Here is a 14,355-nt window from a genome sequence, read left to right as displayed (position 1 = left end):
GGAGTGGGGTGTGGGGTGTGGGGAGTGGGGTGTGGGGTGTGGGGTGTGGGGTGTGGGGTGTGGGGTGTGGGGTGTGGGGTGTGGGGTGTGGGGTGTGGGGTGTGGGGTGTGGGGTGTGGGGAGAATAAATAAAAATAATCTCCTGTCTCCTGTCTCCTGTCTCCTGTCTCCTGCCTCCTGTCTCCTGTCTCCCGTCTCCTGTCTCCTGACTCCTTCCTCCTGACTCCTTCCTCCTGCTTCTTTCAAGTCAGAGAATAAATAGCCTAAAATAGAAACCTGCACTATTGTTTCTGTAGCCAGCATCATGAATAAGTCCCCACGTCGTTACCATATCACCACCTTTGGTTGTCAGATGAATAAAGCTGACTCCGAACGCATGGCGGGTATTTTAGAAGATTTGGGGTTTCAATGGTCTGAGGATGCCAACGAAGCCGATTTAATCCTCTACAATACCTGTACAATTCGCGATAATGCCGAACAGAAGGTGTATTCCTATCTCGGTAGACAGGCTAAACGCAAACAAACTCAACCCGACCTTACTTTAATTGTCGCTGGCTGCGTGGCTCAACAGGAAGGGGAACAATTATTAAGACGGGTTCCCGAAGTGGATTTAATTATCGGTCCCCAACACGCAAACCGCTTGGGAGACTTATTACAACAAGTTTTTGACGGTTCCCAGGTGGTGGCCACCGAACCCATCCACATCATGGAAGATATCACCAAACCGCGCCGGGATAGTAATATTACCGCTTGGGTGAACGTCATCTATGGTTGCAATGAACGCTGTACCTATTGTGTGGTTCCGGGGGTGCGCGGGGTGGAACAATCTCGCACTCCTGCGGCAATTCGAGCAGAAATGGCACAATTAGGACAACAGGGTTATCAAGAAATCACCCTTTTAGGTCAAAATATCGATGCCTACGGACGGGATTTACCCGGAGTGACGGCAAGCGGCCGACATCTGCACAATTTCACCGATTTACTCTACTACGTTCACGATGTGGCCGGCATTGAACGTCTCCGTTTTGCCACCAGTCACCCCCGCTATTTTACCGAACGTTTGATTAAAGCTTGTCAGGAATTACCTAAAGTTTGTGAACATTTTCATATCCCTTTTCAATCGGGGGATAATGATATCCTCAAGGCCATGAAACGGGGCTATACTCAGGAAAAATACCGACAAATTATTGCTAATATTCGCGATTTAATGCCGGATGCTGCCATTAGTGCCGATGCGATTGTCGGATTCCCCGGAGAAACAGAGGCACAGTTCGAGAATACTTTAAAATTAGTCGATGAGATTGGTTTTGATCAATTAAATACCGCTGCCTATTCTCCCCGTCCCGGGACTCCTGCCGCTATTTGGGATGATCAATTAAGTGAGCAGGTAAAAAGCGATCGCTTACAAAGATTAAATCATTTAGTGGCCACAAAAGCTGCTGAACGTTCCCAAAGATATTTAGGCAGAATTGAGGAAATTTTAGTGGAAGACGTTAATCCTAAAGATGCTAGTCAAGTTATGGGAAGAACTAGAGGCAATCGCTTAACTTTCTTTACGGGAGATATTGAGGAATTGCGAGGCAAATTTGTTAAGGTTAAAATTACCGAAGTCCGTCCCTTTAGTTTGACGGGAGTGATCTTTTAATAGTTCACAGTGACCCCTCAGCAGTGAAAAAAGGCAATAGCTATCGGGAATAATTTGGTACTTTATGGATATTATCGCTATTTTGCAGCAAGATTATCAGAGATTTCCTATTGATCAAACCTATGACATTTATGCTGATAACGTTTATTTTCAAGACCCTCTCAATCAATTTCGGGGGATTAAACGCTATCGGGAAATGATTGGTTTTATGAGTCAATGGTTCCAAGCTATCAAGATGGATATCCACGCAATTGAACAGCAGGAAAATATTATTAATACCCGTTGGACATTGCACTGGACAACCCCTTTACCTTGGCGGCCTCGCATCGCTATTTCTGGACGCAGCCAATTAACTCTCGATGACAATAATCTGATTATTTCTCATATCGATTATTGGGATTGTTCGCGCTGGGATGTGCTGCGTCAGCATTTACCTTTTCCCGGTTCTTAACTAGGGTCTGCTGAAAAAGTTTTTCGTGGGGACAGGGTGTGGGGTGTGGGGTGTGGGGTGTAGGGTGTGGGGTGTGGGGAGAATAAATAAAATAATCTCCTATCTCCTGACTCCTGAATACTGACTCCTGAATACTGACTCCTCAAAACCTAAGACTCTGTACCTCACAACTATGGAAATTGCTATAGATTTTTTAACTGGAAAATGCCGACCAACGAGCGCTCGTTTGCTTGACAAAATCCTGTAAAAATGCTAGGCGCTGATTTTGTTCCCAGACCTGTTTAACTTTATTCTGCAAACTCGTCCAATTCCAATCATTATTCAGCTGCTCGTTAATTTCCTGTTCTTGGAAATATTCAATTAAAGTTAAACCAGCTAAACGAGTTAGATAGGCTGCCCCAATTCCCTGCACTGTACCACCAGCGATATAAGTAATCGCATTTCCCTTGAGAATCGTTCCTAATGCCTGGGTTGTCACTTCTACCATGCCTAATTGTACCATCATCTTCCCTAGGGTGGCCATGGCTGTTTTTGCTTGTTCAAGGGACATTTTTTGTTGATAAATTGCCCCTAAATCCACTAACATTTGAGCGTTAGTAGCTGCCGCTAAAACTAAATCTAGGGCCGCGAGAGGATTAGCAAAAGTGGCAGTAGCGGCTATCCATTGGTATTGTTCGATAACAGGTAAAGCCTTTTTGCGTCGGGATTGATTGAGTAATTGTTTGGTTTCCTTTGCTAATTCTAGCGCTTGTCTCCAGATAGTTCCCAGAACTAATTCGGACTTTTCTTGTTCGATAATTTTTCGGAGATGATTATCTAAAGGAGCGATAACTACCGTTTGGGGTTCCGTCCATTCCTTGATTTCCCCATTGCTTTGATGTTGACGAACTTTTAGGGGTTCAGGGGCAGCGGCTATGGCTAAAATATGATGAGCAGGAATAGTTTCTTTCAGTCTTTGTTTTAGGGAAAGGAGAATTTCTTCTCTGGTTTCGGCGGGTAAACGATCCTGTTTATTGAGTAACAGGATAACACGCTGGTGCATTCGATCGAATTGCTGGAGGATTTGCCATTCGGAATCGGTTAAATCCCCATTGATCAGATACAAAACTAAGTCGGCTGCCAGGGACTTTTTCTGGTTAGCGGTGCAGTCGAGAGTCAGAAGCGGTTCCGTTTCCAGAAAAGCGATAGATTCTCCAAAGTTGCCGCTTTCTAGTAGTTTTTTTAAGGCAGTTTTACCAGTTTTTCTAGCGCCGGTAATGGCAATTTTCAGGTCTTGGCGACTAAATTCTTGGTTTAATTGGGTTAAAGTGGTTTTCAGTGGGGTTAAGTCTTGATTGGGGTCTTCTTTGGCCAGATAATTAATTATCTTCTCGGCTTTGCTAATCGCTTGTTTAACCTTTTCTAGACTCAGGGGAGTGGGGGGGGAAAAATCGATTTTCGAGTTGGGTTTTTGCCAAAACCAGATACCGGCACCAAGGACAAACGCACCTAAAATACCCCAGGAACCGATTTCGCTCAGTTTACTATTGAGAGTTTCCCCCAGGGTTAAAGCGATGGTAATGCCTATCCCCGTCACTAAAATCGGTTTACCCAATCTTATCGTCATTTTTCCTCATCCTCGCCAACTGCTGTGATTATTCTAGCTTTTTTGTGCTGGATTTCATCCCAAACTGAACTTTTTAGCCGACAATTCCCTGCGTTCGCCCCGGCCGCTCTTGCCTAAAAAGCCCTAGATATGTCATAATGATCGATTGCGTGTAAATTTACCCGATCCCCTGTTGTTATGGCTAGTAAAAAAGGCGTTCGCCTAATCATCACTGTAGAATGCACGGAATGCCGCAGTAATCCCGATAAGCGTACCCCCGGCGTTTCTCGCTACACCACCAGCAAAAACCGTCGCAATACCACCGGCAGACTGGAAATCAAGAAATACTGTCCCCACTGCAATAAGCACACCGTCCACAAGGAAATTAAGTAAGCACACTTTAGTTAAAAAGTCAAGCAATCTTTACAAATCTATGAGCTACTATCGTAAACGTCTCTCCCCCATCTCCCCCAGTCAACCGATTGACTACAAAGACACCGAACTCCTCCGCAAATTCATCACCGAACGCGGCAAACTCCTACCTAGACGCATCACCGGTTTAACTTCTAAACAACAGCGAGATTTAACGGAAGCGGTAAAACGGGCCCGTTTAATGGCTTTATTGCCTTTTGTCAACCAAGAAGCCTAAATTCAGTGATCAGTAATCAGTAATCAGTGAGCAGTGATCACTGAAAATAACACATATAAGTAATAGGACAAAATTAACTTCTTGGTGAGGATAGGCACTCATGCACTCATGGAAGAAGTAGTTAGATATACTGAATTAATTGTGTCTAGCTACTTAACTTAAAACTTAAACCTGATCACTGATAACTGGTCACTGATAACTGATAACTGATAACTGATAAGCGATCTCAGTATATTGGGGTTGCTTTCTCGTTTTTGCAAAGAAATATATCGAAATCGGCAGCGGATAGGAAAATTCGTGCGAGAATCTTAAAAAATAATTAAATCGCTCTAGGAGTAGCCAACGATTTTGTGATTATCGATCCAAATCCACCAATTAGCACAATAGGAGGCTCTTATGGAAAAGCAGCCGTCAGAAATCGATACCGAGTTGGATGCACAGCTAAAAGAGGAGGATTCCGAGCAGTTTCTGCGTAGTATATTTAATTCCGTGCAAGCGTCGATTTTTGTGGTGGACGTGCTGGAAAATAGAGATTTTCGCTATGTGGGGTCAAACCCCGTTCATGAACGCTGGACAGGATTGCGTTCATCAGAGATTAAAGGCAAAACTCCCGAACAAATCCTTCCCCCCGATGATGCGCGTAGTGTGCGGCAACACTATAGTGATTGTGTACGTTACGGAACGACTATTTCCTACGAACAGTATTTACCTTTTCAAAATATACCCTACTGGTGGCTAACAACTTTAACACCCCTACGGGATAACAATGCGCGCATCTATCGTTTAGTGGGAACCAGTACCAATATCACCGAACGCAAACAGGCCGAAGAAGCTTTAAGATTACAAGCAGAACGGGAACAACTACTGGGGGTAATGCAGGAAAGAATCCGGCAATCGTTGGATCTCGATCGCATTTTGCAAAGAACCGTTAAAGAAGTGCGACAATTTCTCAACTGCGATCGAGTGTTAATTTATCGTTTATTTCCCGATCATAGTGGCATGATTGTGGTGGAATCCCATACTGCGAGGATTAATTCTGTCTTAGGAAACAGGATCCAGGATCCCTGTTTTAATTTATCCCCAGAACGTCTGGAAAATTATCGTCGCGGGAGAATTCAGGTTATTGAAAATGTCCATAATTCGGGACTTGATCCCTGTTATCGCAACTTACTTACTTCTTTGCAAGTACAGGCTAACTTAGTGGTGCCAATTCTCTGCGATAACCAACTCTGGGGGTTACTAATTGCCCAAAATTGCCAAAAAACTCGCTCTTGGCAATCCCAAGAAATCGATCTGCTCAAACAATTAGCCATTCAAGTGGGAATTGCCATTCAACAAGCAGAACTACACCAACGGGTAAAATGCTTGAATACTGCCCTAGAATCGGAGGTTCAGCAAAGAACCGCCGAATTGCAGATGACTTTGAAGTATGAAGCATTAATCGGACGGATTACCGAAAAAATTCGTGATAGTCTCGATGAAAATCATATTCTGCAAACCACCACTAGGGAATTAGTCCAGGTTTTACCCGTAGAACGGGCCCAAATTGAGCTTTATGATCCCAGTCGCAGCAAAGCCACCATTGTCCACGAATATACCACTCAAAAGCTTATCTGTCAGGGAATTACCCGTCAAATTAGCGATTTTCCCGAAATCTATCAACCGCTGCTGCACAAACAAATTTTACAATTTGTTGATCGTCTTCCCCTTGGTAATCCGCAAATTGGTCGTGTTAACCGTTGCGCTTGTGCTATCTTTGACGATCAGGGTTTTTTGGGCAATCTTTGGCTAATTCGACCAGCTAATCATATTTTTAACTCTTTAGAAACTAATTTGATTCAACATATTGCCACCGAATGTGCGATCGCTATTCGACAAGCGCGACTTTACGAATCTTCCCAAGCACAAGTGAGGGAATTAGAAAAACTGGAAAGATTAAAAAGCGAATTCCTGAAAACCCTTTCCCATGAACTGCGAACCCCGATTACCAGCATTCGTCTAGCGGTGGAAACCCTAGAAAGTCTCCTAGAAGATCAAGGGATCGAGATCGATCCAGAGAATTCGATCGGTCAACTGTTGCAAATTCTTAACATTGAATCTCAACGTCAGAGTAAGTTAGTTAATGATCTGTTGACTTTAACCTATCTGGATGCGGAAAGCGAACCCCCGGCGATCGAAACAATCGACTTACTTTCTTGGCTACCCTTATTAGTGGAACCTTTTCGCACTCTCACCCGCGAGCGACAACAGCAGTTAATTGTAGATATAGATGGGGATATACCGGAGATTAACACCAGTCTGTGTCATATCGAGCGCATCATAGCGGAATTACTGACCAATGCTTCTAAATATACCCCAGAACAAGGAATAATTCGGGTAAATGTCTGGCGTGCGGACGAGCAAATATTAATTAGTGTGAGCAATTCAGGGGTAGAAATCGTCCCAGAGGAATTATCAAAAATATTCGCCCCTTTTTATCGCATTCCTAACCACGATCCCTGGCGCTACAGTGGTACTGGTTTAGGTTTAGCTTTGGTCGGCAAACTGATTAAACCCCTGAATGCTACCATCGATGTCACCAGTGCCAACGCTGTCACCACTTTTACCCTCAGCTTGCCAATCTAGTCGAGCGGAAAACTTTTTAGAAAAAAACCTTGCAATTATTTCGAGGGCGTGCTATGTTGAGAAAGGACAAAAAAAACGCCGAGATAGCTCAGTTGGTAGAGCAGAGGACTGAAAATCCTCGTGTCCGCGGTTCAAATCCGCGTCTTGGCATCGGAAAAACAATAGAATTTGCCCTGTATTTACTTTCTAGTCTGCTAGGTTTTGTAAATGCAAGAATAGGCGGTGAGAATGCGTCTTAGCTTATCAGTGATGATACGGGCTGCCTATCTTCGCTCGGATTTGGATCTTCAGTTCACTGATAACTGATAACTGATAACTGATAAGTCTCCCCAACCAGCAACTACTTTTTGATTTTGGGCTTGACGTAAGCGGTCACGGATTAAGATAATCTAACAAGTATGTACGACAATGAAATCCTAGACCCTAGCAACTCCTTAAATAATCCTCTCGATGGGAGCGATCCAGATCAAGCAGCGGAAATCCCCCCCGATCCAGAGGAAATGCTCTCATTGCTTACTTCTGATCATCTGAGCGAGAGAATGATCGCGGCCCGCGCCTTTTGTGAATTGCGTGACGAAAGAGCGATCGCCCCGTTACTGGAGATGTTAAACGATGTCTGTCCCCTGGTGCGTGTCAGTGTCGCCTATGCTTTGGGCAGAAATCCCAGTCTTAGCGCCGTGGAGCCTTTAATCGAGCTACTGGCCAGAGATTGGAATGGTTACGTCAGAAAAGGGGTAGTTTGGGCCCTGGGTAACTGCGGAGAGCGCAGAGCGATCGAGCCTTTGGTTCATGCTCTCAAAACTGATATTTCGGCGGTGCGATTATGGGCCGCCAGTAGTTTGGCCCAGATTGCCAAGGTCAATTATGAAGATATCATCACCGTGTTGCCGCCTTTAATTGAAGGATTGCGCCGGGATTTAATCGCAGCGGTGCGGAGTAATTGCGCTTGGTCGATCGGTCAATTATGCCGAGAATTGCCCTTAAATGTGATTTATGCCACGGCGATCGATGCTTTGATCGAGGCCTTGGTGGAAGATGAGGATTTAGGTGTCAAGGAAGATGCCAGGGGTGCTTTATTAAAAGTGGGCGACCCGAGAGGATTACAATTGATCGAGGAATTAGAGCTTGAAGGAATTATCTAAACCGCTAATTTTGGGCGTTACGGGGGCATCAGGGCTGATTTATGCCGTCCGTACTCTCAAATATCTACTTTTAGCCGACTACACGATCGATCTAGTGGCCTCCAAATCAGCTTACACTGTCTGGCAAGCAGAAGATAATGTGCGGATGCCTCCAGAACCAGAGCTGCAAGAACAATTTTGGCGCAGTCAATCCGGGGTGATGGAAGGGGGAAAACTACGCTGTCATCGTTGGGGTGATGTGGGGGCAACGATCGCCAGTGGTTCCTATCGCACCCTTGGTATGGTAATTATTCCCTGTAGCATGAGTACAGTGGCCAAATTAGCGGGGGGATTAAGTTCCGATTTGCTAGAAAGAGCGGCCGATGTGCAGATTAAGGAGGGCAGAAAATTGGTTTTAGTGCCGCGAGAAACCCCTTTTAGTTTAATTCATCTGCGTAATTTAACTACTTTAGCCGAGGCGGGCGTTAGAATCGTACCGGCAATACCGGCCTGGTATCATCATCCCCAATCGATCGAGGATTTGGTCGATTTTGTCATCGCTCGTACTCTCGATCAGTTAGATATCGATTGTGTGGCCATTAATCGCTGGCAAGGACATTGACAGTTATCAGTTATCAGTTATCAGTGGGTAAGTTATCAGTTATCAGATGTAAGTTTTAAGTTAATTAGTTAGTTAGTTATCTTTATCTTTATACCTGATCACTGTTTACTGATTACTGTTTACTGATCACTGAATCAAGGGAGGTAAAAATGGGCTGGATCATGGTCTTATTTGCGATCGCTGTAGGCGGATTACTGATCTGGCAGAATCTGGGGGTGATCACTTTGGTCTTTTTTGGCGGTATTATGACGGTAAAACTGCCCCTAGCGGTCTGGGTGTTACTTTTCACCCTAGCGGGAATTATCAGTGGTTTAACCCTGCAATTTCTCTATAGTTTTGGTCGTCCTTTGGCCGCCCCAAAAGCTTCCCCTCCTATAGCCAATAATCCTCAAGTCCCACCCCCATCTCCCCGACCTACCTATATTCAAGATCGCGCCGCTTCTCCACCGGGTAACGATTGGGAAAGAGATAGCGGTGATGATTGGAATTTTGATGCACCCCCCGAAAAACCGACTACCATTCAGGATCGGGAAGAATTCCCGACTAGGGTTGCTGATGGGGAAAAAGCGAATTTTGTCAAGCCTCCAGAGGACAGTTATCAAACTGGCTCAGTTTATTCCTATAGTTACCGCACGGCCAAACAGACTCGCGGGGAAAAAGCCGAGCAAGTTTACGATGTCAATTATCGGATTATTACGCCCCCCGCCCAGGATGAAAACCAAGAGCGGGAGGTAAACAAAGGGGATGAGGAAGATTGGATATAAACTTTGACAGAGTAGAGGTTTCTACCTGAATCCCTCAGAGAAGACAAACTGTTCCGGCCTTGTCTCCTGTCTTACCGAAAACTTGGGTTTAAGGTTCCCCGCCATGCCCGCGTAGCAGAGGGCGGCTTTTAGGTGATGGGTTGTCAGTTTAATATTTAATGTGTTAAAATAAGTTTATTCTTAAAATTTTAGAGTAAATGTTTGTCCTAGAGTTTAAAGTTGAGGCTAAATTAAAACAGTATCAGGCTATAGACGATGCTATCCGCACCGCTCAATTCATCCGTAATAAATGCTTAAAGTATTGGATGGACAACAAAGGTGTAAATAAGTATGATCTATCAGCTTATTGTCGAGTTTTGTCCCATGACTTTAAATTTGCTAGTCAATTAAATTCTCAAGCAAGGCAAGCATCGGCTGAAAGGGCATGGTCTTCTATTTCCCGTTTCTTTGACAACTGTAAGCAGAAGGTAATCGGAAAGAAAGGCTATCCTCAGTTTAAAAAGTTTTCCCGCTCGGTTGAATACAAAACAACAGGATGGAAGCTTCTTAACCCTAAAACCATTCATTTCAGTGATAAAAAGGAGATTGGAACACTTAAACTAAAAGGGGCTTGGGACTTAGGATACTTTCAGCAGTCTGACATTAAACGAGTTAGGCTTATTAAACGTGCTGACGGCTATTATTGTCAATTTGTTCTCTCTTGTGAAGTAAAAGAGGATGTTAAACCATCAGGTAAGTGTATCGGAATAGATGTGGGATTAGCTTCTTTTTATACTGATCATGAAGGTAATAAAGTTGACAATCCTAAATTTTTAAAAAAGTCCGAGAAAAGATTAAAACGACTTCAAAGACGATTATCTAAAAAGAAAAAGGGAAGTAAAAATCGTCAAAAAGCTAGACAAAGATTGGCTAAGGCTCATCTTAAAATAAGTAGGCAACGTAAAGACTTTGCTGTAAAGTTAGCAAGGTGCGTAGTTCGCTCTAACGATGTGATAGCCCAGGTCGATTTAAGAATTAAGAACTTAGTCAAGAATCATTGTTTAGCTAAATCGATCAATGATGCGGCCTGGTATCAGTTTCGAGAATGGCTGGAGTATTTTGGGGTTAAATTCGGCAAGATAACGATTGCTGTCCCACCGAACTATACAAGCCAAAACTGTTCAAACTGTGGTGAAGTTGTTAAAAAATCTTTATCGACTAGAACCCATCAGTGTAAGTGTGGGTGTGTTTTAGATAGGGATGAAAACGCCGCTATTAATATCCTTAAAAAAGGGTTAAGTACCGTAGGGCATACGGGAACTTTTGGGCTAGACCCGATGAACGCTTGGGGAGAGAATACCTCTACTTTTTCAGAAGTAATTCTGTCTAAGCAAGTAATCTCTTGGAACCAAGAATCCCCGTCGCTTTAGCGCGGGGAGTGTCAAAATGGGGAAATCTAGGTTGTGTAGATAGAGCGCCATGAAACACACATTATCCGTATTAGTTGAAGATGAAGCGGGAGTCTTAACCCGTATTGCTGGATTATTCGCCCGTCGCGGCTTTAATATTGAAAGTCTAGCCGTGGGTCCTGCCGAACAGATGGGAGTTTCTCGGATTACGATGGTAGTACCAGGAGATGAGGACAGCATCGAACAGTTAACCAAACAACTTTACAAATTAATTAACGTCCTCAAGGTGCAGGATATCACCCAAACCCCTTGTGTGGAAAGGGAATTAATGCTGATTAAAGTTAATGCTACCGCCGAGCGCCGGGCCGAAGTGATCGAATTAGCGCAGGTATTCCGGGCGCGGATTGTGGATATTTCCGAGGAAACCCTGACCATCGAAGTGGTGGGGGATCCGGGTAAAATGGTGGCGATTATGCAAATGCTGAATAAATTTGGCGTTCGCGAGGTGGCCCGTACCGGTAAAATTGCTCTGATTCGCGAGTCGGGAGTCAATACGGAATACCTCAAAGCTTTAGAGGCTAAAATGTCAATTTAGGGATATTGGGTATGAATTGGGAATTGGGGAGATGGGGTGTTGGGGTGTTAGGGTTTTAGGGTGTTGGGGTGTTAGGGTGGTCACTGCGTGCGCGTTGCGGGGGGTGTTAGGGTGTTGGGGTTTTAGTTGAAATTCCCCACTCCCCACTTCCCCTATTGCCTATTGCCTTCAGAAGCTGATAACTGATAAAAACTATGTCTAAGCAGTCGCCGAAAACCCAAATTAGTCAACTTGTCACCGTTGCCGTGCAGAAATTGCAAGGAAAGGTGAATTTTCAGGCGGTAAATCTCAAAAAAGGGGCGAGAGTTCCCGAATTACGCCTTAAAAACGAGAATGGCAGCGGGGAAAGCAAATATCCCCTTATCGGCGATCGCTATTTGTTAGGCCGTAGTTCCAGTTCCTGTGATATTACTATCCGTAATACCGTGGTCAGTCAGATTCATTGTTCCCTGCAGCGTGACCCGAAAAATCCCCATAATTTCCTGCTCACAGATGAAAACTCCACCAACGGGGTTTATATGGGTAAACGTCGTCTCAAAAGCGTTTCCCTGCGTCATGGTGATACCTTTACCCTAGCCCCCCCAGACTTAGCCAATTGTGTCACCATCTCCTATTACTGTCCCCCTCCCCTGTGGGCGCGACTTTTGCGCTATGGTTTCCATGGTGCGGGTGGTATTTTCGGTTTATTAGTTTTAGCGGTTATCTGGGAAAGTCGCAAAGTTAATGTTTATCCACTCCCTTCCGGGGTGAGCGGTCCGGTGGTGGTTTACCCTAGGGATGGTCAAACTCCCCTCAATCCCATTCGACAGGAAACTCACCGAGAATTAGATAATCTGGGGGATTTTTCTCCCTATCTGCCCCAGGCGGTTGTCGCTTCCGAAGATAGTCGTTTTTACTGGCATTTTGGCGTTGATCCTTTCGGGATTGTCCGGGCTGTTATGATTAATTGGCAAGGTCAAGGCATTCGTCAAGGGGCCAGCACCCTGACTCAACAGTTAGCGCGTAGTTTATTCCCCGAAGTCGGTCGCCAAAATACTGCCGATCGCAAACTCCGGGAGGCTGTGGTCGCTTTACAATTAGAAGCGGTCTATAGTAAGGATACAATTCTCAAAACCTATCTCAATCGAGTTTATCTCGGTCTGGCCGGTTACGGTTTTGAAGACGCAGCCCGCTTTTATTTCGATAAATCCGCTAGAGATTTAGATATCTCCGAGGCTGCTACTCTTGTGGCTATGTTACCCGCCCCGAATCGATTTAATCCCATTCAAGATTACGACACTTCCGTACAATTACGCAATCGTGTCATCGATCGCATGGCTCAATTAGGCATGATTTCCCCGGAAGCGGCCGCCAGCGCTCGCAGATCCCGCATTGAAATCAGTCCCCAAGCCAAAAAATCCCTATCTAGTACGATTGCACCATATTTTTATAGTTACGTTTTCGAGGAATTACAGGACCTTTTAGGGGAAGAAGTGGCCAAAGAGGGCAATTTTATCGTTGAAACCAGTTTAGACCGCCGGCTGCAAGCGATCGCAGAAAAAAGCTTAAAAAATAATGTCTTAAAGCAAGGACCCCGCTATCGATACTCCCAAGGGGCTTTAGTTACCCTAAACAGTCAAACTGGGGAAATTCTCGCTTTAGTCGGGGGAGTTGATTATCAAAAAAGCCAATTTAACCGCGCTATCCAAGCTAAACGTCAACCCGGTTCCACTTTTAAGGTATTTGCTTATGCTGCCGCCCTAGAACAGGGAATATCGCCCTATAAAACCTATACCTGCGCTGGACTCTCTTGGCAAGGACAAGCCTATTCTCCCTGTGAACGCAGTAGCGGGGGGGTCAATATGTTTCAAGGTTTAGCGCGATCGGAAAATAGTGTCGCCCTTCGCATTGCTCGCGAGGCAGGATTAAGTAATGTGGTCAATGTGGCGGAACTTTTGGGGGTAAAATCACCTTTAAATCCCGTACCGGGGCTAATTTTAGGGCAAAGCGAGGTAAATGTCTTAGAAATGACCGGCGCTTATGGGGTTTTTGACCATGGCGGGCGCTGGAATCGTCCCCACGCCATTAAACGCATTCTCGACGCTTCCGACTGTAAAAATGTGGAGGATTTGAGTACCTGTCGGGTTATTTATGACTATGGCAAGGATAGCGAGAGAAATCAGCAGGTAATTTCCCCTAAAACCGCCGAAACGATGAATAGTTTATTGCGGGGGGTGATAACTAATGGGACAGGCGGCGCTGCCAGTATTGGCATGGGAGAAGCGGGTAAAACGGGAACTACTAATAATTATGTGGATCTCTGGTTTATCGGCTATCTTCCCCGTCGCGACTGGGTGACAGGCATTTGGTTAGGGAATGATAATAATTCTCCCACTTCCGGCAGTAGTCAACAGGCAGCCCGGTTATGGGGCGATTATCACCGTCAGTTAATCACTACACAAAACTAATGCCAATAGGACTAGCTACTGTTCCCATTGCCTGTTCCAGAGTTCCCTAAAACCAGAGACTTCGTACCTCACTATCAAGATAACTGCTTTAAACTAATAAGGACTTGCTGAATAATGGTAAAACCCTTTGAAAATAAGGCTTTTGACCTGTTAAAATCTGATGTTAGTGCAAGAAAATAGGATTGGGACATTCAAAAACCTTGCATTATTTTCCTCATAGTACATAAACTGGTACAAAATGAAGTGGGCAACAACGCCTGAAACGACCGGCTACTGACTCCTGACGACCGGCTCCTGACTCCTAACCCCACCAACAAACTTTTTCGGCTCTTCGGTTTGTGTTATGCAATGGATGGGGGTTATAAGGAATGAAACCCTTATAGAGACAGACATTACCGCGATTTTTGTCAATTGTTTGCGATCTAGAGCGAACTAATCAATTAAATCTCTTGCCAGATAAGGA

14 protein-coding genes and 1 tRNA gene are annotated in these 14,355 nt (G+C 44.7%); 12 read left to right on the top strand and 3 right to left on the bottom strand.

What is annotated here, in order from left to right; all coding sequences use genetic code 11:
* Positions 1–306 (bottom strand): hypothetical protein (locus tag O9332_RS00270; RefSeq protein WP_288023216.1); only part of this gene is annotated, 306 nt, incomplete at its 3' end.
* Between O9332_RS00270 and miaB the strand changes: the two genes are divergently transcribed.
* On the top strand, positions 305–1,645 hold the full coding sequence (miaB, locus tag O9332_RS00265; RefSeq protein WP_002759326.1) for a tRNA (N6-isopentenyl adenosine(37)-C2)-methylthiotransferase MiaB: 1,341 nt from the start codon (positions 305–307) through the stop codon (positions 1,643–1,645). The two genes, O9332_RS00270 and miaB, sit on opposite strands and share 2 nt — an antisense overlap.
* A 64-nt stretch (positions 1,646–1,709) precedes the next feature.
* Positions 1,710–2,096, top strand: a complete 387-nt coding sequence (locus O9332_RS00260) for a C6orf136 family protein (RefSeq protein ID WP_002759328.1) — start codon at positions 1,710–1,712, stop codon at positions 2,094–2,096.
* On the opposite strand, the gene O9332_RS00255 is transcribed toward O9332_RS00260, so the two are convergent.
* A complete protein-coding gene (locus O9332_RS00255; protein ID WP_192845972.1) occupies positions 2,093–2,242 on the bottom strand; it encodes a hypothetical protein in 150 nt (49 codons plus the stop codon). The genes O9332_RS00260 and O9332_RS00255 overlap by 4 nt on opposite strands.
* A 47-nt stretch (positions 2,243–2,289) precedes the next feature.
* Positions 2,290–3,702: a slr1306 family protein gene (locus tag O9332_RS00250; protein ID WP_002759339.1), complete on the bottom strand. Its 1,413-nt coding sequence runs from the start codon at positions 3,700–3,702 to the stop codon at positions 2,290–2,292.
* A 177-nt stretch (positions 3,703–3,879) separates the two neighbouring features.
* Between O9332_RS00250 and rpmG the strand changes: the two genes are divergently transcribed.
* The 10 genes from rpmG to O9332_RS00200 all read left to right on the top strand — a co-directional run bounded on the left by rpmG (position 3,880) and on the right by O9332_RS00200 (position 13,892).
* The gene (gene rpmG / locus O9332_RS00245; RefSeq protein WP_002734724.1) at positions 3,880–4,074 is read left to right on the top strand and encodes a 50S ribosomal protein L33; all 195 of its coding nucleotides are present in this window, start codon (positions 3,880–3,882) and stop codon (positions 4,072–4,074) included.
* A 40-nt stretch (positions 4,075–4,114) separates the two neighbouring features.
* Positions 4,115–4,330, top strand: a complete 216-nt coding sequence (rpsR, locus tag O9332_RS00240; protein ID WP_002732313.1) for a 30S ribosomal protein S18 — start codon at positions 4,115–4,117, stop codon at positions 4,328–4,330.
* A 396-nt stretch (positions 4,331–4,726) separates the two neighbouring features.
* Positions 4,727–6,955, top strand: coding sequence for a sensor histidine kinase (locus O9332_RS00235; protein WP_288023213.1), 2,229 nt, complete (start codon positions 4,727–4,729; stop codon positions 6,953–6,955).
* Positions 6,956–7,032: 77 nt separating this feature from the next.
* A tRNA-Phe gene (locus O9332_RS00230) sits at positions 7,033–7,105 on the top strand.
* A gap of 248 nt (positions 7,106–7,353) precedes the next feature.
* On the top strand, positions 7,354–8,097 hold the full coding sequence (locus O9332_RS00225) for a HEAT repeat domain-containing protein (protein WP_002759344.1): 744 nt from the start codon (positions 7,354–7,356) through the stop codon (positions 8,095–8,097).
* Entirely contained in the window at positions 8,081–8,698 is a 618-nt protein-coding gene (locus O9332_RS00220; protein ID WP_002759346.1) for a flavin prenyltransferase UbiX, read from the top strand. The genes O9332_RS00225 and O9332_RS00220 overlap by 17 nt, the downstream gene beginning before the upstream one ends.
* 149 nt (positions 8,699–8,847) lie before the next feature.
* Positions 8,848–9,462 (top strand): LapA family protein, encoded by a 615-nt coding sequence (locus O9332_RS00215; RefSeq protein ID WP_288023211.1) that lies wholly within the window; start codon positions 8,848–8,850, stop codon positions 9,460–9,462.
* A 197-nt stretch (positions 9,463–9,659) separates the two neighbouring features.
* Entirely contained in the window at positions 9,660–10,871 is a 1,212-nt protein-coding gene (locus tag O9332_RS00210) for an RNA-guided endonuclease InsQ/TnpB family protein (RefSeq protein WP_288023209.1), read from the top strand.
* Between the two features lie 49 nt (positions 10,872–10,920).
* Complete coding sequence (gene ilvN / locus O9332_RS00205) at positions 10,921–11,445, top strand: acetolactate synthase small subunit (RefSeq protein WP_002732118.1); 525 nt, start codon at positions 10,921–10,923, stop codon at positions 11,443–11,445.
* A gap of 194 nt (positions 11,446–11,639) precedes the next feature.
* Positions 11,640–13,892, top strand: a complete 2,253-nt coding sequence (locus O9332_RS00200) for a PBP1A family penicillin-binding protein (RefSeq protein WP_002759351.1) — start codon at positions 11,640–11,642, stop codon at positions 13,890–13,892.
* The last annotated feature ends 463 nt before the right edge of the window (positions 13,893–14,355 follow it).

It is taken from the genome of Microcystis sp. LE19-10.1B (genome assembly GCF_027530565.1).
GTDB lineage: Bacteria > Cyanobacteriota > Cyanobacteriia > Cyanobacteriales > Microcystaceae > Microcystis > Microcystis aeruginosa.
The sequence above is the reverse complement of the archived record's forward strand: the minus strand, read 5'-3'. Positions and strand labels throughout refer to the sequence as shown.